Annotated in this window: 23 protein-coding genes; 12 read left to right on the forward strand and 11 right to left on the reverse strand. The window is 48.6% G+C overall.

Going from position 1 to position 24,558, the window contains the following annotated elements; genetic code table 11:
* Positions 1 to 4: 4 nt before the first annotated feature.
* A complete protein-coding gene (can, locus tag CWB98_RS12645) occupies positions 5 to 673 on the forward strand; it encodes a carbonate dehydratase (RefSeq protein WP_138545212.1) in 669 nt (222 codons plus the stop codon).
* A gap of 3 nt (positions 674 to 676) precedes the next feature.
* Here the strand turns inward: can and ubiK are convergent, their stop codons facing one another.
* Positions 677 to 949, reverse strand: a complete 273-nt coding sequence (ubiK, locus tag CWB98_RS12650; protein WP_054014907.1) for a ubiquinone biosynthesis accessory factor UbiK — start codon at positions 947 to 949, stop codon at positions 677 to 679.
* 127 nt (positions 950 to 1,076) lie between these two features.
* On the opposite strand from ubiK, the gene rep reads away from it, so the two are divergent.
* Positions 1,077 to 3,089 (forward strand): DNA helicase Rep, encoded by a 2,013-nt coding sequence (gene rep, locus CWB98_RS12655; RefSeq protein ID WP_054014906.1) that lies wholly within the window; start codon positions 1,077 to 1,079, stop codon positions 3,087 to 3,089.
* Here the strand turns inward: rep and CWB98_RS12660 are convergent.
* From CWB98_RS12660 to elbB, 3 genes are all read right to left on the reverse strand, one after another.
* On the reverse strand, positions 3,086 to 5,659 hold the full coding sequence (locus tag CWB98_RS12660; RefSeq protein ID WP_138545213.1) for a bifunctional diguanylate cyclase/phosphodiesterase: 2,574 nt from the start codon (positions 5,657 to 5,659) through the stop codon (positions 3,086 to 3,088). The genes rep and CWB98_RS12660 overlap by 4 nt on opposite strands.
* A 167-nt stretch (positions 5,660 to 5,826) precedes the next feature.
* Positions 5,827 to 6,216 carry a c-type cytochrome gene (locus CWB98_RS12665; RefSeq protein WP_046006102.1) on the reverse strand — a complete coding sequence of 130 codons (390 nt, stop codon included), beginning with the start codon at positions 6,214 to 6,216 and terminating at the stop codon, positions 5,827 to 5,829.
* 233 nt (positions 6,217 to 6,449) lie between these two features.
* A complete protein-coding gene (gene elbB / locus CWB98_RS12670; RefSeq protein ID WP_138545214.1) occupies positions 6,450 to 7,100 on the reverse strand; it encodes an isoprenoid biosynthesis glyoxalase ElbB in 651 nt (216 codons plus the stop codon).
* A 434-nt stretch (positions 7,101 to 7,534) separates the two neighbouring features.
* Between elbB and polA the strand changes: the two genes are divergently transcribed.
* The 3 genes from polA to CWB98_RS12685 all read left to right on the forward strand — a co-directional run bounded on the left by polA (position 7,535) and on the right by CWB98_RS12685 (position 11,825).
* Positions 7,535 to 10,288 carry a DNA polymerase I gene (gene polA / locus CWB98_RS12675; protein WP_138545215.1) on the forward strand — a complete coding sequence of 918 codons (2,754 nt, stop codon included), beginning with the start codon at positions 7,535 to 7,537 and terminating at the stop codon, positions 10,286 to 10,288.
* 450 nt (positions 10,289 to 10,738) lie between these two features.
* Positions 10,739 to 11,302, forward strand: a complete 564-nt coding sequence (locus tag CWB98_RS12680) for a YceI family protein (RefSeq protein ID WP_138545216.1) — start codon at positions 10,739 to 10,741, stop codon at positions 11,300 to 11,302.
* A complete protein-coding gene (locus tag CWB98_RS12685) occupies positions 11,295 to 11,825 on the forward strand; it encodes a DUF1285 domain-containing protein (RefSeq protein WP_138545217.1) in 531 nt (176 codons plus the stop codon). Before CWB98_RS12680 ends, CWB98_RS12685 begins: the two co-directional genes overlap by 8 nt.
* 29 nt (positions 11,826 to 11,854) lie before the next feature.
* Here the strand turns inward: CWB98_RS12685 and yihA are convergent, their stop codons facing one another.
* Positions 11,855 to 12,502 carry a ribosome biogenesis GTP-binding protein YihA/YsxC gene (gene yihA / locus CWB98_RS12690; RefSeq protein WP_138545218.1) on the reverse strand — a complete coding sequence of 216 codons (648 nt, stop codon included), beginning with the start codon at positions 12,500 to 12,502 and terminating at the stop codon, positions 11,855 to 11,857.
* 370 nt (positions 12,503 to 12,872) lie between these two features.
* Here yihA and CWB98_RS12695 point away from each other — a divergent pair, with 370 nt between their 5' ends.
* From CWB98_RS12695 to CWB98_RS12710, 4 genes are all read left to right on the forward strand, one after another.
* Positions 12,873 to 13,505 carry a c-type cytochrome gene (locus CWB98_RS12695; RefSeq protein WP_138545219.1) on the forward strand — a complete coding sequence of 211 codons (633 nt, stop codon included), beginning with the start codon at positions 12,873 to 12,875 and terminating at the stop codon, positions 13,503 to 13,505.
* A 647-nt stretch (positions 13,506 to 14,152) separates the two neighbouring features.
* Entirely contained in the window at positions 14,153 to 14,803 is a 651-nt protein-coding gene (locus CWB98_RS12700) for a class I SAM-dependent methyltransferase (RefSeq protein WP_138545220.1), read from the forward strand.
* Between the two features lie 22 nt (positions 14,804 to 14,825).
* Positions 14,826 to 15,401, forward strand: coding sequence for a Der GTPase-activating protein YihI (yihI, locus tag CWB98_RS12705; protein ID WP_125716973.1), 576 nt, complete (start codon positions 14,826 to 14,828; stop codon positions 15,399 to 15,401).
* Positions 15,402 to 15,404: 3 nt separating this feature from the next.
* Positions 15,405 to 15,911: a DUF2489 domain-containing protein gene (locus CWB98_RS12710; protein WP_054014895.1), complete on the forward strand. Its 507-nt coding sequence runs from the start codon at positions 15,405 to 15,407 to the stop codon at positions 15,909 to 15,911.
* Positions 15,912 to 15,922: 11 nt separating this feature from the next.
* Here the strand turns inward: CWB98_RS12710 and CWB98_RS12715 are convergent, their stop codons facing one another.
* From CWB98_RS12715 to cutA, 6 genes are all read right to left on the reverse strand, one after another.
* Entirely contained in the window at positions 15,923 to 16,807 is an 885-nt protein-coding gene (locus CWB98_RS12715) for a DMT family transporter (RefSeq protein ID WP_138545221.1), read from the reverse strand.
* Between the two features lie 159 nt (positions 16,808 to 16,966).
* Positions 16,967 to 18,307 carry an acetyl-CoA carboxylase biotin carboxylase subunit gene (accC, locus tag CWB98_RS12720; protein ID WP_054014893.1) on the reverse strand — a complete coding sequence of 447 codons (1,341 nt, stop codon included), beginning with the start codon at positions 18,305 to 18,307 and terminating at the stop codon, positions 16,967 to 16,969.
* A 21-nt stretch (positions 18,308 to 18,328) separates the two neighbouring features.
* On the reverse strand, positions 18,329 to 18,790 hold the full coding sequence (gene accB / locus CWB98_RS12725; RefSeq protein ID WP_138545222.1) for an acetyl-CoA carboxylase biotin carboxyl carrier protein: 462 nt from the start codon (positions 18,788 to 18,790) through the stop codon (positions 18,329 to 18,331).
* Between the two features lie 19 nt (positions 18,791 to 18,809).
* Positions 18,810 to 19,271 carry a type II 3-dehydroquinate dehydratase gene (gene aroQ, locus CWB98_RS12730; RefSeq protein WP_054014891.1) on the reverse strand — a complete coding sequence of 154 codons (462 nt, stop codon included), beginning with the start codon at positions 19,269 to 19,271 and terminating at the stop codon, positions 18,810 to 18,812.
* Positions 19,272 to 19,507: 236 nt separating this feature from the next.
* The gene (locus tag CWB98_RS12735) at positions 19,508 to 21,280 is read right to left on the reverse strand and encodes a protein-disulfide reductase DsbD (protein ID WP_138545423.1); all 1,773 of its coding nucleotides are present in this window, start codon (positions 21,278 to 21,280) and stop codon (positions 19,508 to 19,510) included.
* Positions 21,281 to 21,339: 59 nt separating this feature from the next.
* Entirely contained in the window at positions 21,340 to 21,660 is a 321-nt protein-coding gene (gene cutA, locus CWB98_RS12740; RefSeq protein ID WP_138545223.1) for a divalent-cation tolerance protein CutA, read from the reverse strand.
* A 174-nt stretch (positions 21,661 to 21,834) separates the two neighbouring features.
* Between cutA and CWB98_RS12745 the strand changes: the two genes are divergently transcribed.
* From CWB98_RS12745 to groL, 3 genes are all read left to right on the forward strand, one after another.
* A complete protein-coding gene (locus CWB98_RS12745) occupies positions 21,835 to 22,341 on the forward strand; it encodes an FxsA family protein (protein ID WP_138545224.1) in 507 nt (168 codons plus the stop codon).
* Between the two features lie 162 nt (positions 22,342 to 22,503).
* Complete coding sequence (locus CWB98_RS12750; RefSeq protein ID WP_054014887.1) at positions 22,504 to 22,791, forward strand: co-chaperone GroES; 288 nt, start codon at positions 22,504 to 22,506, stop codon at positions 22,789 to 22,791.
* Positions 22,792 to 22,852: 61 nt separating this feature from the next.
* Positions 22,853 to 24,502 (forward strand): chaperonin GroEL, encoded by a 1,650-nt coding sequence (gene groL, locus CWB98_RS12755; RefSeq protein WP_010383738.1) that lies wholly within the window; start codon positions 22,853 to 22,855, stop codon positions 24,500 to 24,502.
* Positions 24,503 to 24,558 lie beyond the last annotated feature (56 nt).

The following is a 24,558-nucleotide window of genomic DNA, read 5'->3' on the forward strand; positions in this document are numbered from 1 at the left end:
AGCCATGTGTCAGTCTGACAGCCAGCTGCAACACTTGCTCAACAACAATCGCCAGTGGGCGAAACAGACTCAGACCAACAACCCGGAGTTTTTTGCCAAGCTGTCGATGCAGCAGAACCCCAATTATCTGTGGATTGGCTGCTCCGACTCTCGGGTACCGGCCAATCAGATTGTCGACTTAATGCCGGGGGATCTATTTGTTCATCGCAATGTGGCCAATGTGGTGGTGCATACCGACCATAATTGCTTATCTGTGATGCAGTATGCCATTGAGGTATTAAAAGTAGAGCATGTACTGATTGTGGGGCATTATGGCTGTGGCGGTGTTCGTGCTGCGCTGGAAGATGCGCGTTTAGGCCTAATCGATAACTGGCTGCGCCATGTCGGTGATGTCAAAGAAATGCATCAGGCGATGCTCAATGAGATCCACCCTGATCAGCGTTGCGATGCCCTGTGTGAGCTCAATGTGATCGAACAGGTGCGCAATGTGTGTCGAACCAATGTGGTACAAGATGCCTGGGCACGAGGGCAGAAACTAACCATTCATGGCTGGGTGTATGGCCTGGCAGATGGACTGCTGAAGGAGCTCAATACGCAGATTGAGTATGAAGAGCAACTGGCAGCGCACTACGAGCGGGCCCTGGTAGACCTTGCTAAGCGATACCAGCTGTAGATATTACTGCTCTGGCTGGTCGTTATTCTGAGTAGCCAGTTTTGCTTCCAGTTCAGCCACTTTGGCTTCCAGCTCTGTCAGCTTTTCACGGGTCTTGATCAGCACTTTACTCTGAATATCAAATTCTTCACGACTGACAAAATCCATTTCTGCCAATTTATTTTGAATGGCTTGTTTGGTTTTGCTTTCAAAGGTATCTGCCAGATTTTTCACACCTTGTGGCATGTTACTGGAGATCTGCTTGGCGATTTCTTCAATTTTTGCTGGGTTGATCATGGGCTGGCCTCTAAGCTTGATTATTGTCTCTATCTTACCTAAAGCGGTCACCGGTTAAAAGCGCTTGGGATCCACTTGAGCATTACGGTAAACTTAGCAGCTTATTGACTAAAGGTGATCACAGATTATGAAACTGAACCCGAAACAAGACGAAGCCGTTAAGTATATCAGCGGACCCTGTCTGGTACTGGCCGGTGCCGGCTCTGGTAAAACCCGGGTGATCACCAATAAAATAGCCTATCTGGTGCAAAAGTGTGAGTACAAGGCGCGCAATATTGCGGCGGTGACTTTTACCAACAAAGCCGCCAAAGAGATGCGTGAGCGGGTCTCGCAGACACTGGGTAAACAAGAAGCCAAAGGGCTATGGGTTTCCACTTTCCACACCCTGGGACTGGAAATCATCAAAAAAGAGGTGAAAACATTAGGTTACAAGCCTGGTTTTTCCTTGTTTGACGATCAGGATACGCATCAGTTACTGGCTGAACTGACCGAAAAAGAGCTGGATCGCGACAAAGATCTGCTCAATCTGCTGAAAATGCAAATTGGTAACTGGAAAAATGAACTGATCCAGCCCGAGCGGGCCATTCGTGAAGCCGGTGAGGCGCAAAAAGCGTTGTTTGCTCAGCTTTATGCGCGTTATCAGACCCAGCTTAGGGCTTATAATGCGCTGGATTTTGACGATCTGATCATGATCCCGACCTTATTGTTAAATAGCTCAGTTGAAGTGCGTGAACGCTGGCAGGCCCGTTTTCGTTATTTGCTTGTGGATGAGTATCAGGATACCAACACCAGCCAGTATCAGCTGGTAAAACTGTTGGTAGGCGAGCGTGCCCGCTTTACTGTGGTAGGAGATGACGATCAGTCCATCTACTCATGGCGAGGCGCAAAGCCACAAAATCTGGTGCTGCTGAGCAAAGATTTTCCGGGGCTACGTTTGATTAAGCTGGAACAAAACTATCGCAGTGCCGGACGGATCCTTAAGGCGGCGAACATTCTGATCGCCAATAACCCCCATGAGTTCGATAAAAAACTATTCAGTGAGCTGGGGTATGGGGATCCACTGCGGCTGATCCCAACCCGCGATGAAGAGCATGAAGCCGAGCGGGTGGTGGCGGAGATCATCTCCCATAAGTTTATGAAGCGTACCAGCTACAAAGATTACGCCATTTTGTATCGGGGTAACCACCAGGCCCGGGTATTCGAAAAAGCCCTGATGGCCAACCGTATTCCGTATAAGATCAGCGGCGGTATGTCGTTTTTCGCCCGCAGTGAGATTAAGGATATCATGGCGTATTTGCGTCTGTTGGTGAATCAGGACGACGACAATGCCTTCTTGCGGATTGTAAACACCCCTCGCCGTGAGATAGGGCCGGTGACATTAGAAAAGCTGGGTAGCCTGGCCAATGATAAACATATCAGTTTGTTTGCTGCCTGTTTTGAACCTGAGCTGCCGCAGCGCCTTAGTGGCCGTGGTCTGAACGCCCTGATGGGGTTTGCCCGCTGGGTGGTGGAGCTGAGTGACAGAGCAACCCGTGGAGATACCCTGGAAGCCGTAAAGGACATGGTGCGGGAGATTAATTACGAAGCCTATTTGTATGAGTCATCGCCCAGCGCCAAAGCCGCCGAAATGCGCATGAAGAACGTGTCTGAACTGTATCGCTGGATCAGCGACATGCTCACGGGCGATGCCGACAATCCACCCATGACCTTACCTGAGGTGGTCAGTAAGCTAACTTTACGAGACATGCTTGAGCGTAACGAAGAGGAAGACGACAGCGATGCAGTGCAACTGCTGACCTTACATGCTTCGAAAGGACTGGAATATCCGCACGTCTTTATGGTGGGAATGGAAGAAGGCTTATTGCCACACCAGACCAGTATTGACGAGGACAATGTTGAGGAAGAGCGTCGTCTGGCCTATGTAGGCGTAACCCGTGCTCAGCAGACGTTAACCATGACGTATGCAAGAAGCCGTCGTCAGTTTGGTGAACAGATCACGCCAGAGCTCAGTCGTTTTGTACAGGAAATGCCGCAAGATGACATTCAAAGTGAGGGGAAAAAGCCCGTGCAGTCACAGGCTGAGCGTATGGAGAAAGGTCAGGCCAGGGTGGCAAACCTACGGGCTATGCTGAAGCGTTAAAGTGGCAGCGACTCGTGAGCGGAGCGCGCTTCGCTCTGGCTGGTACCAGTCAAGCTTTGCTGCTTACCAAAAAACAAACTCAGTCCGTGACGTTCCAGCAGGCTTCTGAAGTTCAGGATTGCAGGCCCTTTCGCTATAACCTGAATCGATTTCAATGCGGTGACTGCCAGGATCCCTTGTAACTGCACATCATAGCTATTTTGTTGTAATACGCGTTTGCTAAACGTTGAGCTGAGCAGCAGATATTTAAATTCAATATGGCTGACCAGCGCCAGATCGCAGCGATCTTTGGCAAAATCATTAAGTCCAACCGCCATTCCCAGACTACACAACTCCTTGAGGTTTTCGAGTTGCATACTCGAGGCATAGCGGATCTCATTTTCATCAAACAACAAGCATAAGTTGTTGGCTCTGACGCTCAGAAGTTGCTTCAGTTCAGCAAATGTGGTGCTTTCTAAAATGGCACAGGAGCAGGCAAATAACACATCGATATCACTGCTTTTTGCAATACCGCTGGCCTGATCAAGCGCCTGTGTGAGCAGCTGCATTTCAATTTTTAGTTGCTCATCTTTGGCTGCGGCAAACTTCTTAAGGATGTCGAAGCTGGTGCTGCCCAGCACCGGGTGTTCGCCAAACGCTTCCAGCATGACGATGTGCTGACCATGATTGGCCATATTAACTATTTCGGTACTGCGGAAGTGAACTGGCAGTGCACTAAGATGGTGATACTCAGTTTGTTTACTTGGCGTGCTAGCCGCACTGAGCAGTGGATGATAAAACTCGTATCGCCCCCGGCCAGCATTTTTTGCATAGTACATGGCCGCGTCTGCATCGCGGATGATTTCGTCGGTATTTTTGTAATCTTTGTTGCTATAGGTAATACCAATACTGGCACCACTTTGCATGCAAACGCCCTTCATACAAAATGGCTGTTGCATTACTCTGATGAGACGCTTGGCGACATCTTCGGCCTGCTGGCGATCGCTCAGGTGATCCAGCAGGATCACAAATTCATCTCCCGCCAGCCGTGCCAACAAGTCGTGTTCGCGAATACACTCGGCAAATGCTTTACTGACCCAGATTAAAAACTGGTCGCCCGCCTGATGGCCGAGTTCATCGTTGATGTCTTTAAATTTATCGAGATCGATAAATAAAACGGCAAAATTATTTTCCGGGTAACGCTGGTATTTTTGTAAGGTTTTCTCGAGCTGAGTGAGAAACAGCAACCGGTTTGGTAACGTGGTCAGCGGATCATGATGGGCATCATGATAAAGCTGCTGCTCAATTTTCTTTCTTTCCTCAATTTGCATTTGTAAGTGCAAATTAGTCTGGCGCAGTTCTTTGGTTTTTTCAGCCACCCGATGTTCCAGCTCCAGGTTACTGGCTTTGAGTGCCTGGTTAGCCAAATGGGTTTGTAAAACCGAGGCAATCTGATTCGAGACAAATGAAATTAATTCAACATCTTCGTGATTGTATTCGTACTCATGATTGTATGCCTGACAGGCGATCAGGCCTATAACCCCTTTTGCCGTTTTCAGCGGGGCTCCCAGCCAACTGGTAGCTGCATTCTTTAGCTGATAATTGTTAGGCCGCTTGACGATTTCATTGTCGATCAGAACCTGAGCGCGCTTGGTGTCGATCAGCTGACTGCGCTCAGTGGTGATCACCAGCTCACTGTAGCCATTAGCAAACGGACGAGGTTTGTAGTCTGTCATCTCGTCGACGCTGTACGGGAAAGTTAGCCAGTTAGATTCTTTGTCATGCAGCGCAATAAAGAGGTTATCGGCAAAGGTAATGGAGCGCATGATCTGGTGGACTTGCTGGTAAACATCGTCGATATCACTGAACTGGGTGGCCAGCTCTGCGATCTTAAACAGGATCTGCTGCCGTTCCAGCGCCCGTTTACGTTGCTCAATTTCGGTATTAAGTGCCTCATTACTCTGCATTAGAGCACGGGTTCGAATTTTTACCTCAGACTCCAATAATTCACGCTTTTTAACGCGTTCAATCGCCGTTGCCAGATATAAAGACATGACTTCGAGCAGCTCGACTTGCTGCTCACTGTAATGTTCATCCTGAGAGTAGTTTTGCGAAACCATCACACCTATGATGGTTTTTTCTCTGAAAATAGGCACGCCGACCCAGTGTTCAGCCTGAGTTCCCAGCGCTTTAAACAGACCCTGAGCACTCATGTGCTCCATTTGTTGGCGTTTAAGATACAAGGTTTGTCGATTTTTAAAGACGTAACCTGTGATCCCTTGGCTAAAGTGATTTGCCTCGTGCAATGGCACTGAGATGCCATCTTTCTCATCAACAAAATAAGACAGTTCCAAGCCCTGAGTGAACTGGTTCTGTAGCACGACATAAAAGCTTTTACTGGGTAGATACTGCTCTAAAATGCTGTGGATAGCGGGGTACAGCAGCGTCAACTCCGCAACCGTGCTGGCCTGCTCTGATAATTGAATCAAGGCATGCTGCAAGTGCGAGTTTTGTTTATATTTTTTCAGCAAGGACTCTAAACGGCGATTTTTTCGAGTCAGTTTGCGAACTAAGACGCTGGGATCTTCCAATGATGAAACCAAGAGTTATTATTGTCTATTTATTGTTCTTATATTTTCATTTTTACAATGGGGGGTCAAGTGCAAAATTCTAATAACATTATGGTGATAATTGTCTTGAATTCTGCGACATGACACGCCATTAGCAGGGGGAATTAAGGCCCCCCGCTCGGCGGTTTTTACTTGATCATAAAATCAATCGCAGCGGCGATTTCGTCATCGCTACAGTCCATACAGGTACCACGAGGAGGCATTGCATTGAAGCCATTGATCGCGTGGTCAAGTAGTACATCATTGCCTTTTGCAATACGCGGTGCCCAGTCATCAGCTGTTTTAGGCGCGCCTAGTGCACCTGTGCCATGACAGGCAAAACAGGAAGCCTGATATACTTGCTCACCAGTACGTGGGCCAGTTGGGGCAGCGGCAGCAGTATCTTCGGCACCCGCCAGGTAGACAGAGCCTACAGGCTCAAGACGCTTTTTAATCGCTTCTTCAGTTAAAGAATTGTCGAATGGCTGTGCGATTGCCGCAGTAGATAGCAATAACAGTGCTGCTGAAAGTTTCTTCATTTACCTTGCTCACTTCAAATTGAACGTGATCTATCACGATGGATGACGGAATTAAGCCGATTATAACGTCACCAACTAATTTATAAAACGTAAACTTGAGTATAAGCGACTAAAAAATAAAATTTATTGCGTTAGGGCAAAAAATCACAGGGTTGAGAGTAGATGAATTGAATAGATTTGCTGGATTATTGAACAGGTTGGCAGAGGCGGCATGATGCCGCCCGGGTTGAGTGCTAAGCCAGTTCAAGTAGCTTTTGTACGGCTTTTTCGATACCGCTTGATGCTTCGCTAATCGAGCCTGCTAGCATATATGCTGGGGTACTGATGACTTTGTGGTTGTCATCGACCACGATCTCAGACACTCCGCAGGCAACGTGGCTGGCACCCAAAGCTTCAACTGCCTGAGCTGTAGCCTCATCATTGCCGATGGTGGCCAGCGTACCAGCTGGGTGGATATGACCGATAAGCGCAGGTGCAATACACAGATAAGCGATGGGTTTACCTAGTTGGTTGAAAGCCTGACAGCTTGTTTTGAGCACCTCCAGGATAGTGGATTCTGCACCGTTAAAGGCAAAGTCGGATAGGTTTTTTGCGACGCCGAAGCCACCTGGTAGGATCAATGCATCAAATGCACTGGCATCCAGTGTGGCGAGATCTGCAACTTCCCCACGCGCAATACGTGCAGCCTCAACCCGAACATTGCGTTGCTCGTCCTGCTCTTCACCGGTGAGGTGATTGATCACATGATGTTGCTGGATGTCGGGTGCAAAACACTGATAACTTGCACCCAGGCGCTCAAGGTGCAGCATCGTGAGTACAGATTCGTGGATCTCAGCACCGTCAAAGACGCCACAACCGCTTAAAATGATCGCTACTTGTTTCATCGGGATCTCCGTTTAAAGTCTTTGTTTTGCGATATATGCAATTTTGTCATTAAGCCAGTAATAAAAAAATATAAAGGATCTGCTTTGATCTTTGATCGTTTGTGTTAGTATACGCCTCCGCTCATGAAAAAGCGGTGAATTTATAGCCACTCATTAGTTGGCTGTAAACTGACTCCAAAGTCACTGTCCACAATCTTAGCTTAAAGCATATAAAAGAGTAAAAATAAATTTCCTTTTATATTCAGTGTTTTATTTTTTCATCCTAGACGTCTTTCCGATGTGTGGGCCGATAGCCCATGTTTATCTACAAAGTTATCCACAGGCCGTCCCCATTTCTTTTGGAGCGTTTTGGACTGTGCCAGACTCGTTTTATTCTCGTCCTTATGGCATGCTAACCCAGATTTAAAACTTCCAATTTTAGGATCCCTATAACTATGTCTCAGATCCCTGAAAACCCGCTGATCCTGGTCGATGGTTCGTCGTATTTGTTTCGTGCTTATCATGCGCCACCACACCTGACCAATTCCAAAGGAGAAGCCACGGGCGCCATCTATGGTGTCATCAATATGCTGAAAAGCTTACTCAAGCAATATCAGCCCAGCCATATGGTGGTGGTGTTTGATGCCAAAGGGCCTACTTTCAGAAATGAGATGTACAGCGAATATAAAGCACATCGTCCGCCGATGCCCGATGATTTGCGCACGCAGATAGCGCCGATCCACGATATTATTCGTGCTATGGGGTTGCCACTTGTTAGCATTGAAGGCGTTGAAGCCGATGATGTGATCGGGACTTTTTCCCGCCTGGCGTCCGAGCAACAAAGGCATGTATTGATCAGCACAGGTGATAAAGACATGGCGCAGTTGGTCAATGAGCATGTCACGCTGATCAACACGATGACCAACACCATTTTAGACCCGCAAGGGGTGGTGGATAAGTTTGGCATTGGGCCTGAATTAATCATCGATTACCTGGCGCTGATGGGCGATAAAGTGGATAACATTCCAGGCGTACCAGGCGTTGGTGAAAAAACCGCGCTGGCTATGCTGCAGGGGCTGGGATCGATTGACGATCTCTATGCCAATCTCGATAAAATCGCTGATCTGGGCTTTCGTGGCTCAAAAACCATGGCGAAGAAGCTGGCTGAACACGAAGCACAGTTAAAGTTATCCTACGAGTTGGCAACCATCAAACTGGATTGTGAGGTTGAACAAGATCTGGAACAATTCAAGATCCAGGAAATGGACAAAGATCAGTTGATTGAGCTGTATGGCCAATGTGAATTCAAACGCTGGCTGGCTGAACTGCTGGATGGTAAAAGCGCGCCGGAAACGGCCGCAGACACAGAGCAGGACTCTGTGGTCACGCCACCGGTTGAGGTGGACTATGAGACCATTTTAGAGCGCGAACAACTGGATCGCTGGCTGGATAAGCTGCGCGAGGCCGAGCTGTTTGCCTTTGATACCGAAACCACCAGTCTGGATTACATGCAGGCGGAGCTGGTTGGTATGAGCTTTGCGGTCGCTGCCGGAGAAGCGGCCTACCTGCCGCTGGGCCATGATTATATGGGTGCCCCGGAGCAATTAGACAAACAGCTGGTATTTGAGCTGATTGGTCCGATCCTGGCAGATCCCAAGCATAAAAAAGTGGGGCAAAACCTGAAATACGACAAGAGCGTGCTGGCGCGCGCCGGTCTGGAGCTCAATGGCATTGCCTTTGATACTATGCTGGAATCGTACGTCTTTAACAGTGTGGGTACACGTCATGATATGGATTCACTGGCGCTTAAATATCTGGGTCACAAAAATATCAGCTTTGAAGAGATTGCGGGCAAGGGTAAAAACCAGCTGACGTTTAATCAGATTGAACTGGATAAAGCGGCGCCGTATGCCGCGGAAGATGCTGATATCACTTTACGCCTGCATCAGCACCTGTGGCCACAATTACAGCAGCATCCAACCCTGGTGAGTGTGTTTGAAGACATCGAGTTGCCGCTGGTCAGTGTGTTGTCTGATATTGAGCGCACCGGTGTGAAGATAGACAGCGGCATGCTGGCACAGCAGAGTCACAACATTGAAACGCGCCTAAAAGAGTTGGAGCAGGAAGCCTTTGAGCTGGCGGGAGAAGAGTTCAACCTCAGCTCGACTAAACAGTTACAGGCAATCCTGTTTGACAAGCTAGAGCTGCCGGTTTTAAAGAAAACACCAAAAGGTGCACCGTCTACCGCAGAAGAGGTGCTGCAGGAGCTGGCCCATGATTATCCATTACCTAAACTGATCATCGAGCATCGCGGTCTGGCTAAACTGAAATCTACCTATACCGATAAACTGCCCAAGATGGTTAACGAGCAGACCCAGCGCGTTCATACCTCGTATCATCAGGCGGTGACCGCCACAGGTCGTCTCAGCTCCACCGATCCTAACCTGCAGAACATTCCGATCCGTAATGAAGCCGGACGGCGTATACGCCAGGCATTTGTTGCCGATCAGGATCATGTGATCATGGCGGCGGACTACAGCCAGATTGAGCTGCGGATCATGGCGCATTTGTCTCAGGATACGGGCTTACTCAAGGCTTTTGCTGAGGGTAAAGATGTTCACAGCGCCACCGCATCAGAGGTCTTCTCTGTACCGCTTGAAGAGGTTACGTCGGATATGCGCCGCAAGGCCAAGGCGGTCAACTTCGGACTGATCTACGGTATGAGTGCCTTTGGCTTGGCCAGACAGCTGGATATTCCGCGCCATGAAGCACAGCACTATATGGATAAGTACTTTGAACGCTTCCCGGGTGTGCTGGAGTATATGGAGTCGACCCGAGAGAAAGCCGCAGAGCAGGGCTATGTTGAAACCCTGTTTGGTCGACGTTTGTATTTGCCAGACATCAAGGCACGTAACGGTGCGCGTCGCAAGGCGGCTGAGCGTGCTGCAATCAATGCCCCGATGCAGGGCACAGCTGCAGACATCATTAAAAAGGCGATGATCAAAGTAGCCCAGTGGCTGGCAACACAGCAGGACAGTGATATTAAACTGTTGATGCAGGTGCACGATGAACTGGTCTTTGAGGTGAAAGCCGATAAAGTGGCGCAGTTTAGCGAGCATGTCTGTCAGCTTATGAGTGACGCAGCCAAGCTGGATGTCCCCTTACTGGTCGAAGCGGACCATGGTGATAACTGGGAGCAGGCGCATTAGCGTTATGGTTATCCCAAAAAACACGGCTCAGGCCGTGTTTTTTATTGCCCGGATCCCAGCAATGACGGGCCCTGCAAATGTATCTGGTGTAACTCAGAGGTAAAAATGCGCAATCTGATGTTTAAAAAATATCAAATTGGCGCATAACTTGCTTTTGGCTGTTTATTTCCCCCAAGTGATTTGCTACAGTGCGCGCGTCCTCTTCCTGTAGGACATCCTGTTGATGATGTATCTCTCCTTGTGAAGATACAGTGTATTGATAGCTTCTCCCCAGATTGCTATAACGGCTCGCAATGTGAATGGTGCGAGCCGGTTTTTCCCGTCAATTAATCTTTCAATATAATAAGCCCTTTTGTGATTTCACTGTAAGACCAGTATTCGGTGCTATGTCGTTGCATCTGCTTACAGGATACAGTTAAGATGACGACTTTCATTTTCAAGGAATACGTCATGCTTAAACCCCTTCTTTTTTCAGTTCTTGGCCTGTCGGCGCAGTTCGCTCAGGCGTGGCAATTGGACAGCGCGCACAGCGATGTGAGTTTTACCTCTATTAAAGCGGGCAGTGTTGCTGAAAACCATCACTTTAAACAGTTGTCTGGTACCATAAATAAAGCCGGTGAACTGGATTTAAGACTGGATCTGAGCAGCGTTGAAAGCCTGATCCCCATTCGTAATGAACGCATGCAAAAGATGCTGTTTGAGGTGGCCAAATTCCCAGAGGCTAAAATCACCGCCAATGTGAGTCAGTATCTCAAGTCACTGAAACCGGGTGTTCAAATCATCCGAAAGGTGCCTGTGACGCTGGCACTGCATGGTCAGGTGGCAACACTAAACGTGGATCTGGTGGTGAACAAAGCCAATCAGCAACTTCAGGTGACACCACTGCGCGCTGTGTTGATCAACAGCCGTGATTTTGGCCTGGATGCGGGGATTGAAGCGCTCCGTAAAGTGGCTGGTCTGAATACAATTGCAACCGCCGTACCGGTTACTTTCAATCTGGTGTTCAGTGAGTAACATAGATGCGCTGATCTCACATTATGTGACGCACCATGCACCCACCGGGCGCTGGCATGCGGATGAGTGTGGTGTCGGTGCGTTTGAAATTGACGCACAGGGTCGCTGGTTTCACGAGGGCGCGCCGATCAGTCGAGAAGGACTGGTCAGGCTGTTCGCCAGCGTGCTGTGTTATGAGCAGGGCCAGTATCTGCTTAAGTCACCGGCCGAGACGTGCCCGGTAAACGTCGCAGATAGTCCCTTTGTGATTGTGAGCTGGCAGTATTGCAATTTGGCACCTGGATTGGGTTTGTCGACGACTTTAATCGCACAGGATAACCTGGGCCGGTTATGGCCTGTTTGCAGCGAGTTTCCACTGGAGCTTAAATCCTACCAAGGTCAGCCAGTTCCATATTTGATACTCAATTATGGCTTATCGGCGCGAATTAGTCGTTCGGTCTATTATCAGTGGGCTGAATTGGCACAGCCTCGGGGTGGCGAGTTTGTATTGACGTCGGCGAATACGTCATTTGTGATTGGCTAGGCTGCGCCTGGGGCGCAGCCTGAAGCCTATTACTCAGCAGCAGGCGTATCTTGCTCAGCCTCTTCTTTGACATATGGTCCCAGGAACCAGTCATCCAGCTGCCAGGCCAGCTCTTTAAGGCCTAACCCTTTTAGAGAAGAAAACGCATGTACAGTAATGTCAGCATTCAGCTCTGCCAGTGCTTTGCGCACCTGAAGTACCTCAGCTTTGCGCTTGCCTTGTTTTAACTTGTCGGCCTTGGTTAATAGTGCCAGTACCGGGATATCACTGCCAGCAGCCCAGTTAATCAAATCCATATCCAGGTCTTTGAGCGGATGACGAATGTCCATCAGCACCACAATACCTTTCAGGCTCTGACGCTTTTGCAAGTATTCGCCCAGTGATTTCTGCCATTTCTTTTTCATTTCCAGCGGCACTTTTGCAAAGCCGTACCCGGGTAAATCGATCAGACGCTTATCATCTTCGAGTGAGAAGGTATTGATGAGCTGAGTACGGCCCGGCGTTTTACTGGTCCGTGCCAGCTTCTGATCAGTCAGGGCGTTCAGTGCGCTGGATTTTCCCGCATTGGAACGTCCGGCAAACGCGACTTCAATGCCGGTATCGGCGGGTAATCGGGAAATATCAGGGGCACTCGTCACAAACTGAGCACGGTTATACGGCATGCGGGATTTTAGCACTTCGACTCCTCAAGGGGATTGATCTCATTATTGTCTATTTTATTATACTTGGTTGCTAAAGCAAAAGCCGATAAAATCTTCACCTTGGGTGAGTTTTTACGCTATGTCCTTAAGGGGAAACTTAATCCAGGTCAAATCCCTATAATTTATGGGCTTAATGTGAGCAGAAAACGTGCCAGAGAAATTAATATCGTGTAGAATGTAGCAATTGCAACGTAAAACTCGAGCCCGTTGACTTTGTCGGTGCCAATTAGTGCACAATTAGCAAGCTTGGTCAGTCGGTCTCAAATAAGATTTGCCCACGCAGTAAAAGAAACGAGGCTTTTTCGGCTGGGGTCAAAATTACAGGGTCGGAAACAGAGAATTTACCATGAAAAAAATAGCATTAACTTTAACTATGTTGCTAGGGTCCTTGTCAGCCAGCAACGTCGCGGCTTTTGATGGCGATGCGCAAGCCGGTAAAGCAAAGGCAGCAACCTGTGCGGCGTGTCACGGTCCGGATGGCAATGCTCCTGTTACTATGTATCCGAAAATCGCTGGCCAACATGCGGATTACATCTACAAGCAACTACAAGAGTTTAAGCTTGGCATGACATCGGGTGGTAAAGAAGGTCGTATGGATCCTGTGATGAGTGGCATGGCTATGCCTTTATCGGATCAAGACATGAAAGACTTATCTGCGTATTTTGCGTCGCTGCCTATGTCTGCGGGTACTACACCAGAAGATGTGGTTGAAGCCGGTCAAAAACTTTACAGAGCAGGTGATGCTGAGCGTGGTATTCCGTCTTGTGCTGCGTGTCACGGTCCACGTGGTAACGGTACGTCTCTGTCTAAGTTCCCGAAAATTTCATTCCAGCACCCTGAATACATCAAGGCGCAGCTTGAAAAGTTCCGTAGCGGCGATCGTAACAACGATCCAAACGGCATGATGGGTGACATCGCGAAGAAACTGACTGATAAAGATATCGAAGTATTGTCTAAATACTTGGGTGGCCTACACTAAAGTCGTATAGATACAAAGCATACCCAGTGTAAACTCTGGGTATTGTAAAAAAGGCAGCAACAGGGCTGCCTTTTTTTGATCTTGCTTTGTGAGATATATCTCAATGTGAATGTAAGATATATGCATATAGAGAGTGTAGGACTTGACTTAATTTCATCCTGCGTTCAGTTGTAACCTATTGTAATAAAATTGGTTTAATGTTGTTCTAAAATATTCAGGTAATAATTTTGTTATTGTTTAGTTGTAACTGTTTCAGATCGGCGTAGATTATTCGTTGTCGCCAGATAATACAAAAACAGGGACAATTCGTATCGGAAGCGTCGGTGGCAAGATTAGGTATTCTCTTTGAATACGCAGGATGATCAAGAAAGTGTCAGGAAGACCGAAAATAAAAAATGCATTGGAAGTTTGATAACAATAACAATATGGAAAGTGTTCACGGAAGTGACAACAAAAACAAAACGGAAGATACCACAATAAAAATAATAAAGACTTAAAAGTCGAAGGGAGAAGTGTCCAGTTTGTGACGCTCAGATTAGTAAGCGGTAGAGAGCAATCTCTGCCGCTTTTTTATTTGTGTGTGCATATTTGTTCACTAATTGATTGCTGTTACAATACGGCCTTTAAGGCATTTCGGTTTATCTCAGTTGCAAAATCCACAGTCATGGCGTTGCGGCCTTTGTGAAGGCGACTCACTGACGCACTACCATCAGGACAAATTCAGAGACTACTGGCAGTGTCAGCGCTGCAAGCTGGTATCTGTCTCCCCCGAGCAGCGATTAAGCGCTGAGCAGGAAAAAGCCATTTATGACAGCCATGATAATGATCTGATGGATCCCGGTTATCGGCGTTTTTTATCCCGGTTGGCTGACCCACTGTGCGAGCGCTTGGCGGCGGCCCAGTCAGGACTGGATTTTGGCTGTGGTCCAGGCCCGCTGTTAGCTAAAATGCTAACCGAGGCCGGCCACCGAATGGCGCTATATGATTTATACTATGCCAATGATCCCAAAGTGTTGGATCACCAGTATGACTTTATTACCTGTAGTGAAGTGATAGAGCACCTGGCCCAGCCCGGCAAAGTGCTGCACCAGTTACTGGCGATGCTCAGGCCTGGTGCACCATTGGCATTAATGACTAAGCTGGTAATAGATCCAGCACGCTTTGCAAACTGGCACTATAAAAACGATCAAACCCATATCGCGTTTTTTAGCCGTGAGACCTTTGCCTATATTGCAGAGCAATTTAATACCCAGGTTGAAGTGATTGGTAATGATGTCATCATTTTAACTAAGCGATAGTACAGAATGAGTAAAGACTAGTATGACGAGAAAGAAAAAATCCCGTAAGGTTGGCAACATAGGTACGCCAAGGTTAAGCAAAGAGAAGCTCCAGGAGCTCAGAGCGCTCAAAGAGCAGCGCAATAAAAAGCATAAAGGTAAAAAGCCAGGCTCACGTAATGCACAAGAAGCCAAAGTAGAAGAGAGTAAGACTTCGGGTAGCAAGAAGGATCCCCGTGCGGGCAGTAAAAAGCCGGTTGCGCTGGTACCTCAGCCACAGCAGGCCAGCGAGCCTAAGCTTAATCGTGACCTCAAACCTCAGGTGGAGCTGAAGAAGGTCGCGCCAGTGGCATTAACGCCGGAAGAAGAGCTACGCCAACTGGAAAATGATGAGCGTCTGATGGCGCTGTTAGAGCGTCATGAGCGTGGTGAGCTATTAACGGGCAAAGATGCCAAGTACTTCAATAAGTCGGTGGCACGCCATCAGGAGTTATGTGAGTTACTGGGCATTGATGATGAGTTCGAAGAAGCTGATATGCCCCAGGAAGATGAGCTGGATCAGTGGATGAGTAATGATCTGGCGAATGAGTGGTTAACAGACGAAGACGAGGAGCGTTAAACTATGTGGATAGCCGCGATTGTGGTAGGCGCGTTGATCATCGCCGGTCTGGCATTTTACGCCGGCAAGCTGCTGTGGCAGTTGAAAGTTCAGAAAGACACGATAGCAAAATTGCAGCAGGAGCAAAAAGAGAAGCTGGCACGTTCTCGTGAGGAACGAAATGCCAAGCTGTCCGATAGTATCAATCTGATAGCTAAAGCGATGCAGCAGAAGCAGTGTGAGTACTCTGAAGGCTGTTTGCGGGTATGGGTGCTGATGTCTCAATACAGCTTTGATGAGGAAATCGAGCTGAGCCAGAGTTATCCGGGTGTGCATGAGATGTACGAGGAAGTCAAAGAAATGCCGACCCATGACGCACGCAAAAAATACAGTAAGAAAGAGATTTATAAAATGGATGCGCAGCGCTGGCGCGCTGAAGAGCGACTGGAAGCGCAGATCCTGGAAGACTGTGAAAAGCTACTGAGTCGCTTTAAGCCCTTGCCGGGCAGCGAAAACGTGGTATTTCAGTAGCCATGTATGATCTACCGCGTGCGCGCAGCTTGTAAGGTGGCGGGTGAAAAGCCCGTCACCAGCATAGTGCCCGTTAATACCAGCACCATCCCGCCCAATGTATTGAGTCCAACCTGCTCGTCTAATATCAGATAGCCCCAGACAATCCCAAACAGGGGGATTAAGAACGTGACCGATAGCGCAGAAGCCGCACCTACGTCTGAAATTAATCTAAAATACAATAAGTAAGCAATGCCAGTACAGATCACGCCCAGTGCAATAACGGCAGAGATCTCTGTGCTATCCGGCACTGCCCGCATGGGTATGAAAGGGAGCAGCGGCAGTAGCCAAAGGACGGCTGCCCACATGCTGCCATGTGCATTATCAAACGCGGGGATCTGGGGTGCATTTTTAGCATAATTGCTCGCAACACCGTAACTGACAGCAGCAAGTACCCCCGCCAGGACCGGCCAAGTCAGCTTTTCTGAGACAAGGGTCTGGTCCCAGCCAACCAAGATGATCACGCCAAATATCCCCAGCACCATGCCGATCAGGGACTTCACTGAAAGAGGCGTTCGGTGCCAGAAAAAAGCGATCAAAGCACCCCAAATGGCAGCCGTAGCGTTTAAAATTGCCAGCATAGAGACTGTCAGGGTTTGCGCCGCATAGGCAAAGAGCACGAAAGGCAGCGCTGTATTGAGCAATCCCAAAATAAAATAGTGCCGGGCGTGGGCGCGAAAATGCAGATATCGCTTCAGATACAAGGCTGTCACGAGCAATGCAAGGGCGGCAAAGCTCACTCTGAACTCGATTAGATAAGCCGGTCCAAAGGTCGGCGCGGCAATACGCATAAACAAAAATGAACCGCCCCAGATTGCTGCCAGACAGATCAAACGTAAAAAACTGGATAAAGTCATCATCTTCTCTTCTACTGAGCCAGTCTGTAGATCAGGTGATTAAAGTGACGGAAGTGGCGTCTGGATGCAATGAAAAATATGCAGTGAGTTCTGAAAGTGTCTACACAGGGAGGTAGATCAGATTAACGCAGGGGAATGACATCCCCTGCGTAAACGGGCTTACAGGCCCAGTTTCTTTTCCAGATAGTGGATGTTGGTACCACCGTTTTGGAAGTTTTCGTCCGCCAGAATTTTCTTGTGCAGCGGGGTATTGGTTTTAATACCATCAATCACAAGTTCATTCAGAGCGTTACGTGCTCGGGCAATGGCCACGTCACGGTTTTCACCGTAAGTGATCAGTTTACCGATCATTGAGTCGTAATGCGGCGGGACTGTGTAATCAGCATAAATATGGCTGTCCCAGCGAATGCCCAATCCGCCGGCCGGGTGGAAGCGCGTGATCTTGCCTGGAGACGGAATGAAACTTTCCGGATCTTCGGCATTGATACGACATTCAATGGCATGGCCACGGATCACAACATCATCCTGAGTGATTGACAGCGGTTGACCAGCAGCAATTTTCAGCTGCTCTTTGATGAGGTCAACGCCAGTCACCATTTCAGTAACCGGGTGCTCTACCTGGATACGTGTGTTCATCTCAATGAAGTAGAATTCACCATTTTCATACAGGAATTCAAACGTACCGGCACCACGGTAACCGATCTCGATACAGGCACGTGTACAGCGATCACCAATAAACTTACGCATTTCTGCAGTAATACCTGGCGCAGGTGCTTCTTCTACCACTTTTTGGTGACGACGCTGCATTGAACAGTCACGCTCGCCCAGATGGATGGCATTACCTTGTCCGTCTGCTAAGACTTGTACTTCGATATGGCGTGGGTTTTCAAGGAATTTCTCCATGTATACCATGCCATTACCAAAGAATTGCTGTGCTTCTGTCTGCGTCAGTGCGATTGAGTCAAGTAGCTCTTCTTCAGAGCGTACAACACGCATACCGCGACCACCACCACCACCGGCGGCTTTGATGATTACCGGGTAACCAATGCGTTTAGCGATTTGTACGTTTCGTTCATTATCTTCAGTCAGCGGACCGTCTGAACCAGGTACACAAGGTACGCCTGCTTTACGCATCGCTTCAATGGCTGACACTTTATCACCCATCAGACGAATGGTATCGCCTTTTGGACCGATAAAGATAAAGCCACTCTGCTCAACCTGATCGGCAAAGTCTGCATTTTCAGACAGGAAGCCGTAGCCCGGATGGATAGCAACCGCGTCGGTTACCTCTGCCGCAGCGATGATGCGCGGAATGTCCAGGTAGCTTTCGCTGGCAGCGGGTTTACCGATACAAATGGTTTCGTCTGCAAGTAGCACGTGTTTGAGGTCACGATCGGCAGTTGAATGCACTGCAACCGTTTTAATCCCCAGCTCCTTGCAGGCACGCAATACGCGAAGCGCAATTTCGCCTCGGTTTGCAATGACTACTTTATCTAGCATAGTGTTAACCTTCCAGGGGCATTATTCGATGATGAACAGAGGTTGATCAAACTCAACCGCATCGCCATTTTCAACCAGGATCGCCTTTACAACACCGGCTTTGTCGGATTCGATTTGGTTCATCATCTTCATCGCTTCAACGATACACAGTGTGTCGCCTACGTTGACTTTTGCGCCAACTTCAACGTATGCCGCAGCTGTAGGAGAAGACGCTGAGTAGAAAGTACCAACCATAGGTGACTTAACCTGATGGCCTGTTGGTGTGTTGCTAGCAGCCGGTGCTTCAGCAGCTGGTGCCGTTGCAGGAGCTGCAACGGGGGCTGGCGCAGCAGGTGGTACAGAGTACTGCTGTGGTTGAGCAATAACCGGTGCGCTGCTGTGACGATTGATGCGTACCGACTCTTCACCCTCGGTGATTTCCAGCTCTGCAATGCCTGATTCTTCTACTAATTCGATAAGTTTCTTGATCTTGCGAATATCCATAACTTGACCCGCCTGTTAGTTAATTTGAGTTATCTTGTTTGCGCAGCTTGGCTACGGCGGCCATCAATGCCGCTTCGTAGCCCAGCGCACCTAATCCACATATTACGCCTTGTGCCACGTCCGAAAAGTAGGACTTATGGCGAAAGGGCTCGCGTGCATAGACATTTGATAAATGCACTTCATAAAACGGGATGCTGACGCTTAGCAGGGCATCTCGCAAAGCAATACTGGTATGTGTAAAAGCGGCTGGGTTGAAGATGATGCAATCAACACGATCGTATTGCGCATGAATATGCTCTATCAGCTCTGCTTCGCTATTGCTCTGAAAGTGACTTAGCTCAACATCGTAATTTACCGCGCTTTGTGTCAGGCTCTGCATGATGTCTTTTAATGTCCGGGTGCCGTACTTATCTGGCTCACGTCGGCCCAACATGTTCAGGTTTGGGCCATTCAGGACTAAAATCTTCAAATTTGTAGACATAATGCGTGAAATTCCTTTATTTAGAAAACAAAGCCGTTTTTCTCGAAAAAGACCTTGTTAACTTAAGCGTATGCACAGTAAATAGCAAATATTTCTCACGTTCGCGAACTATTATAGAGAGTTCAAGGTAAATAGCAGCAAAATACTGGTCTAATCAGCATAGGAAGGGACGAGACACAGAGGCAAATCTTCAGGCCTCTGTGTCGTTGGTAGCGAATCGCTCGCTGAAAAGCCGGTTACAGGACGTGCTGGCGTACTTTTTCTAGGTGGGCAGCGAACTCGTCGGCACCCAGAAATCCGGTTACCCGCAGTTCGGGGACCTCGTTACCCTGGGCATCAAAGAACAAAATGCTGGGCAGACCGAACACCGTAAACGCTTCCATGATCTCTATGGTGGTGTCGTTACTTTCGGTCAGATCGAGTTTCAGAGTATCGAAATAAGCAAACTGGGTTTGTACTTGTTCGGTGGGAAAAGTATATTTCTCAAACTCCTTACAGGCCACACACCACTCGGCATACAGATCCACCATGGCGATTTTACCATTGCTATTAGCTTGCTCGACTGCCACATTCAGTGCAGCCAGGTCGTCCAGCAGTCTGAAGCCCTGTTTGGACTCCTGATTTGCCACACTTACCTGGGCTGTTTCAGGGGAAGGGAAAACCACGCTTCTGGCAGTGAGTAGGCCGACCACAAATAAGCTGGTTGCCATCGCCCAGAGCAGAGTTTTACCTTTACCTTGTGTCTGAGCACTTTGCCAGTGATGTAAATACAGGGCGGTTGCCATCGCCAGTACCGACGCCAGTCCCAGAATAATATTAAAGTCGAGGATCCGCTCCAACAGGATCAACGGCACAAACAGCATGACAAAACCGAACAGGGTTTTCACCTGATCCATCCAGCTTCCCGCTTTGGGCAGTAACTTACCGCCTGAGGTGCCAAGCAGCAGCAGCGGCAGACCCATCCCCAGACTCAGCGCATACAGCGTCAGACCGCCCACCATAAAGTCGCCGCTTTGAGCAACATAAAGCAGGGCTGCAGACAAGGGGGCCGTGGTACAAGGTGAGGCAATCAGGCCTGACAACACGCCCATGGAAAATACCCCAGCATAGTTGCCGCCACTTTGCTGATTACTGATCTCAGTAAGCTTACTCATCATGCCGCTGGGCAGTTTGATTTCGTACCAGCCGAACATGGCAAAGGCCAGCAACACAAACAATAAACTAAAGCTAATCAGTACCGCCGGGTGTTGCAGGTAGCCTTGCACCTGGCCACCAAAATAGGCCACCACTAAACCAAGAGCGGCATAGGTCACGGCCATGCCCTGAACATAAACAAAAGACAGGCTAAAGGCCTTCTTGGTCGACAGATGTTGCTGCCCGGCGATCAGGCTGGAGAGGATTGGAAACATCGGGAAGACACACGGCGTAAACGCCAGGCCCACACCCACCGCAAAAAACACCGCCAGGTTAGTGAGCAGCGATTGCTGCGCCAGTCGTTCCGTGAAGCTTAAATCGTCGCTATTTGCGGATCCAGCCTCAGGCTGGCTGATTGTTCTGGTGGGTGGTGTTGCATCATCATCGCCGCTGCCATTGACGAGCACAGTTAAAGGCACAGTGATCACTTCAGGCGGGTAACACAACCCGGCTTCGGCACAGCCCTGATAGCGAATTTTTACCACCGCACCGTCGGTGATATTACTGAGTCGGGAGATCACGGCAAACTGATCAAAGTAAACTTCGGTTTTGCCAAAAAATTCATCCTCGATCATTTCACCCTGCGCATATTCGGGCACTGAAATGTCGGCCCCTTTGGCGATGATCTCCAGTTTCTTCTTATATAGGTAGTAGCCGGGTGCAATATCCCAGCCGGTAAACAGCACTTTGCCCTGCTGATCGAAGTCGAACTTAAACGCTTCTTCGACGGGTAAAAACGTTTGCTGCTTGGGAGCGAGCAAGCTATCGAGCACAGTGGTATTGCCAGCCGCCAGACTGCTGGTGCTCATCAGCATCAACAGAGTGGTCAAAACGGCCAGTATGCCGCTGGGTAAAAAACGCGTCAGCATTCGCATTAATTCAGTACCTCATCAATCCAGTTAAAATAGTCCCGCGATCCCGCACAGACTTCGATGACCTGAATTTCAGGGACATCGTATTGGTGCAAACGGTGAATGGTCTCCATAACAGCTTCGACCAAGTCAGCATGCGTTTTAATCAATAACTTGCACTCGCTGTCTTGAGCGACCTGGCCCTGCCACATATAAATGGACTCAATGCCTGGCAAAATGTTCACACAGGCTGCCTGTTTATTTGTTACCAGGTGCCTGGCAATGTCACGTGCCTGCACCTGAGTGTTACAGGTGGTCATGACCATTCGGTAAGGCGTCGTCATGGTTATCCTTTCACTTGAGCTAAATTTGCTCTAGTGTAACCAAACACGCGGTCTATCCCAAGCGCTTCACCTTTACTTTCAGCGCATTGGTCGCGTGCCTTGTTATGCCTGGCGCGCGGGCTTGAAATAAGACCCGAGGACCCATACATCTATTTCAGTAATTTTGGAGATCCTATGTTTAAAGTCCTTTTTCTACTCTTTATTGTTATTCCCATCGCTGAAATAGCCTTGTTACTTCAAGTCAGTGAAGTCATCGGTGGATTCGCCACACTGGCACTGGTGATCCTCACGGCGATACTCGGGGCGCGCCTGGTTAAGCAACAAGGCCTGGGTGCCTACGCCAACGTGCAGCAACAAATGGCACAAGGCCAGTTACCTGCCAGCGATCTGTTTGCCGGTATTTGCGTGATCATTGCCGGTGTATTACTGATGACGCCAGGGATCATGACCGATGTATTGGGCTTTATGCTGCTCACGCCAGCTATTCGCCAAAAATTAGCCAAGGCACTGCTACAACGCGCCACTGTGCAGGTGCAAAGCGGTGGCATGTTCAGCCAGCACACCACACAGCAACAAGAGCAGCAGTTCGACCCGTTTGCTGGTCGCCCTTCAGGCCATGGTCAATCGCAGCGTGATGAGGGGAATACTACGTTAGAAGGCGAGTTTAAGCGCAAGGACTAAAAAAATTTGAAAAAAATGCTTGGATTTTGTTTTGCCCATCCCCATTAAGTGAAGCAACTTAGAAATTAATTAGTTAGCCCCTCATCGCTAAAGTTTGAGCGGGAAAACATCTTACACTATGTATTCTGTCATTGTTCAGAAACTGTTAGGAGAACTAAACACATGAACATTCGTCCTTTACATGATCGCGTTATTGTTAAGCGTCTTGAAGAAGAAACTAAGTCTGCTGGCGGTATCGTTTTAACTGGTTCTGCTGCTGAAAAATCAACCCGTGGTGAAGTAATTGCAGTAGGCAACGGCCGCGTGTTGGACAATGGTGAAGTGAGAGCATTACAAGTTAAAGCGGGCGACACAGTATTGTTTGGCTCGTACGTTGAGAAAACAGAAAAAATCGAAGGTCAGGAATATCTGATCATGCGCGAAGATAACATTCTGGGCATCGTAGAATAAGCCTGGTCGTCGCACTCAACATTTTACGGTTAATCGAAAAGAATTTAGAGGAATAAATATCATGGCAGCTAAAGAAGTTCGTTTTGCAGGCGATGCCCGCACTAAAATGCTTAAAGGCGTAAATGTACTGGCAGACGCAGTAAAAGTAACTTTGGGTCCAAAAGGCCGTAACGTAGTACTGGATAAGTCATTCGGTGCCCCTACCATCACTAAAGATGGTGTATCTGTTGCAAAAGAAATCGAACTGGAAGACAAGTTCGAGAATATGGGCGCACAAATGGTGAAAGAAGTGGCGTCTAAAGCAAATGATGCGGCGGGTGACGGTACTACGACTGCAACGGTACTGGCACAAGCTATCGTGAACGAAGGTCTTAAGTCAGTGGCTGCGGGTATGAACCCGATGGATCTGAAGCGTGGTATCGACAAGGCCGTGATTGCAGCGGTTGAAGAGCTAAAAGCGCTATCTGTTCCTTGTTCAGACGCTAAAGCGATTGCTCAGGTAGGTACTATCTCTGCAAACTCTGACAAAGAAATTGGTGACATCATTGCAGAAGCAATGGAAAAAGTAGGTCGTGAGTCTGGTGTTATCACTGTAGAAGAAGGCCAGTCACTACAGAACGAATTAGACGTTGTTGAAGGTATGCAGTTTGACCGCGGCTACCTGTCTCCTTACTTCATCAACAATGCTGAAAAAGGCCAGGTTGAACTGGACAACCCACACATTCTGTTGGTTGACAAAAAAGTATCTAACATCCGCGAACTGCTGCCAACGCTGGAAGCGGTTGCAAAAACCAGCAAGCCTCTGTTGATCATCGCTGAAGACCTTGAAGGTGAAGCGCTGGCGACTCTGGTTGTGAACAACATGCGCGGCATCGTAAAAGTTGCAGCGGTTAAAGCACCAGGGTTTGGCGACCGTCGTAAAGCTATGCTACAGGATATTGCTATCCTGACTGGCGGTACCGTTATCTCTGAAGAGATTGGTCTTGAGCTTGAAAAAGCCACGGTTGAAGACCTGGGTACTGCGAAGCGCGTTGTTATCACTAAAGATGACACAACCATCATCGATGGTGCGGGCGAGCAGGAAGGCATTGACGGCCGCGTTGCACAAATCAAAGCACAAATCGAAGAAGCGACTTCAGATTACGACAAAGAGAAACTGCAAGAGCGTATGGCTAAACTGGCCGGCGGTGTTGCAGTGATCAAAGTCGGTGCCGCAACTGAAGTTGAAATGAAAGAGAAGAAAGACCGCGTTGAAGATGCCCTGCACGCAACGCGCGCTGCGGTTGAAGAAGGCGTGGTACCTGGTGGTGGTGTTGCACTGGTTCGCGTAGCGAGCAAGATTGAATCACTAACAGGCGACAACGAAGATCAGAACCACGGTATCAAAGTTGCGCTACGCGCGATGGAAGCACCGCTACGTCAAATCGTATCAAACGCGGGTGACGAAGCATCTGTGGTTGTTAATGCAGTGAAAGGCGGCGAAGGTAACTATGGTTACAACGCAGCGAACGGTCAGTACGACGACATGATCGAAATGGGTATCCTTGACCCAACTAAAGTAACACGCTCTGCACTGCAGTTCGCAGCGTCTGTTGCTGGCCTGATGATCACCACAGAAGCGATGGTTGCTGAAATTCCGAAGGAAGAAGCAGCTGCTGCACCTGATATGGGTGGCATGGGCGGCATGGGTGGTATGGGCGGCATGATGTAATCAGCCCCTTAAGCACTTAACGCTTTGAAAAACCCGGCTTTGCCGGGTTTTTCATT

Source organism: Pseudoalteromonas rubra, from assembly GCF_005887115.1.
In the GTDB taxonomy this organism is placed as follows: domain Bacteria; phylum Pseudomonadota; class Gammaproteobacteria; order Enterobacterales; family Alteromonadaceae; genus Pseudoalteromonas; species Pseudoalteromonas rubra_F.

Excerpts from the sequence above, each read along its gene's own strand:
- can (WP_138545212.1), top strand. The coding sequence starts at position 5 with ATGTGTCAGTCTGACAGCCAGCTGCAACACTTGCTCAACAACAATCGC.
- ubiK (WP_054014907.1), bottom strand. The coding sequence starts at position 949 with ATGATCAACCCAGCAAAAATTGAAGAAATCGCCAAGCAGATCTCCAGT.
- rep (WP_054014906.1), top strand. The coding sequence starts at position 1,077 with ATGAAACTGAACCCGAAACAAGACGAAGCCGTTAAGTATATCAGCGGA.
- CWB98_RS12665 (WP_046006102.1), bottom strand. The coding sequence starts at position 6,216 with ATGAAGAAACTTTCAGCAGCACTGTTATTGCTATCTACTGCGGCAATC.
- elbB (WP_138545214.1), bottom strand. The coding sequence starts at position 7,100 with ATGAAACAAGTAGCGATCATTTTAAGCGGTTGTGGCGTCTTTGACGGT.
- polA (WP_138545215.1), top strand. The coding sequence starts at position 7,535 with ATGTCTCAGATCCCTGAAAACCCGCTGATCCTGGTCGATGGTTCGTCG.
- CWB98_RS12680 (WP_138545216.1), top strand. The coding sequence starts at position 10,739 with ATGCTTAAACCCCTTCTTTTTTCAGTTCTTGGCCTGTCGGCGCAGTTC.
- CWB98_RS12695 (WP_138545219.1), top strand. The coding sequence starts at position 12,873 with ATGAAAAAAATAGCATTAACTTTAACTATGTTGCTAGGGTCCTTGTCA.
- yihI (WP_125716973.1), top strand. The coding sequence starts at position 14,826 with ATGACGAGAAAGAAAAAATCCCGTAAGGTTGGCAACATAGGTACGCCA.
- CWB98_RS12710 (WP_054014895.1), top strand. The coding sequence starts at position 15,405 with ATGTGGATAGCCGCGATTGTGGTAGGCGCGTTGATCATCGCCGGTCTG.
- CWB98_RS12715 (WP_138545221.1), bottom strand. The coding sequence starts at position 16,807 with ATGACTTTATCCAGTTTTTTACGTTTGATCTGTCTGGCAGCAATCTGG.
- accC (WP_054014893.1), bottom strand. The coding sequence starts at position 18,307 with ATGCTAGATAAAGTAGTCATTGCAAACCGAGGCGAAATTGCGCTTCGC.
- accB (WP_138545222.1), bottom strand. The coding sequence starts at position 18,790 with ATGGATATTCGCAAGATCAAGAAACTTATCGAATTAGTAGAAGAATCA.
- aroQ (WP_054014891.1), bottom strand. The coding sequence starts at position 19,271 with ATGTCTACAAATTTGAAGATTTTAGTCCTGAATGGCCCAAACCTGAAC.
- CWB98_RS12735 (WP_138545423.1), bottom strand. The coding sequence starts at position 21,280 with ATGCTGATGAGCACCAGCAGTCTGGCGGCTGGCAATACCACTGTGCTC.
- cutA (WP_138545223.1), bottom strand. The coding sequence starts at position 21,660 with ATGACGACGCCTTACCGAATGGTCATGACCACCTGTAACACTCAGGTG.
- CWB98_RS12745 (WP_138545224.1), top strand. The coding sequence starts at position 21,835 with ATGTTTAAAGTCCTTTTTCTACTCTTTATTGTTATTCCCATCGCTGAA.
- CWB98_RS12750 (WP_054014887.1), top strand. The coding sequence starts at position 22,504 with ATGAACATTCGTCCTTTACATGATCGCGTTATTGTTAAGCGTCTTGAA.
- groL (WP_010383738.1), top strand. The coding sequence starts at position 22,853 with ATGGCAGCTAAAGAAGTTCGTTTTGCAGGCGATGCCCGCACTAAAATG.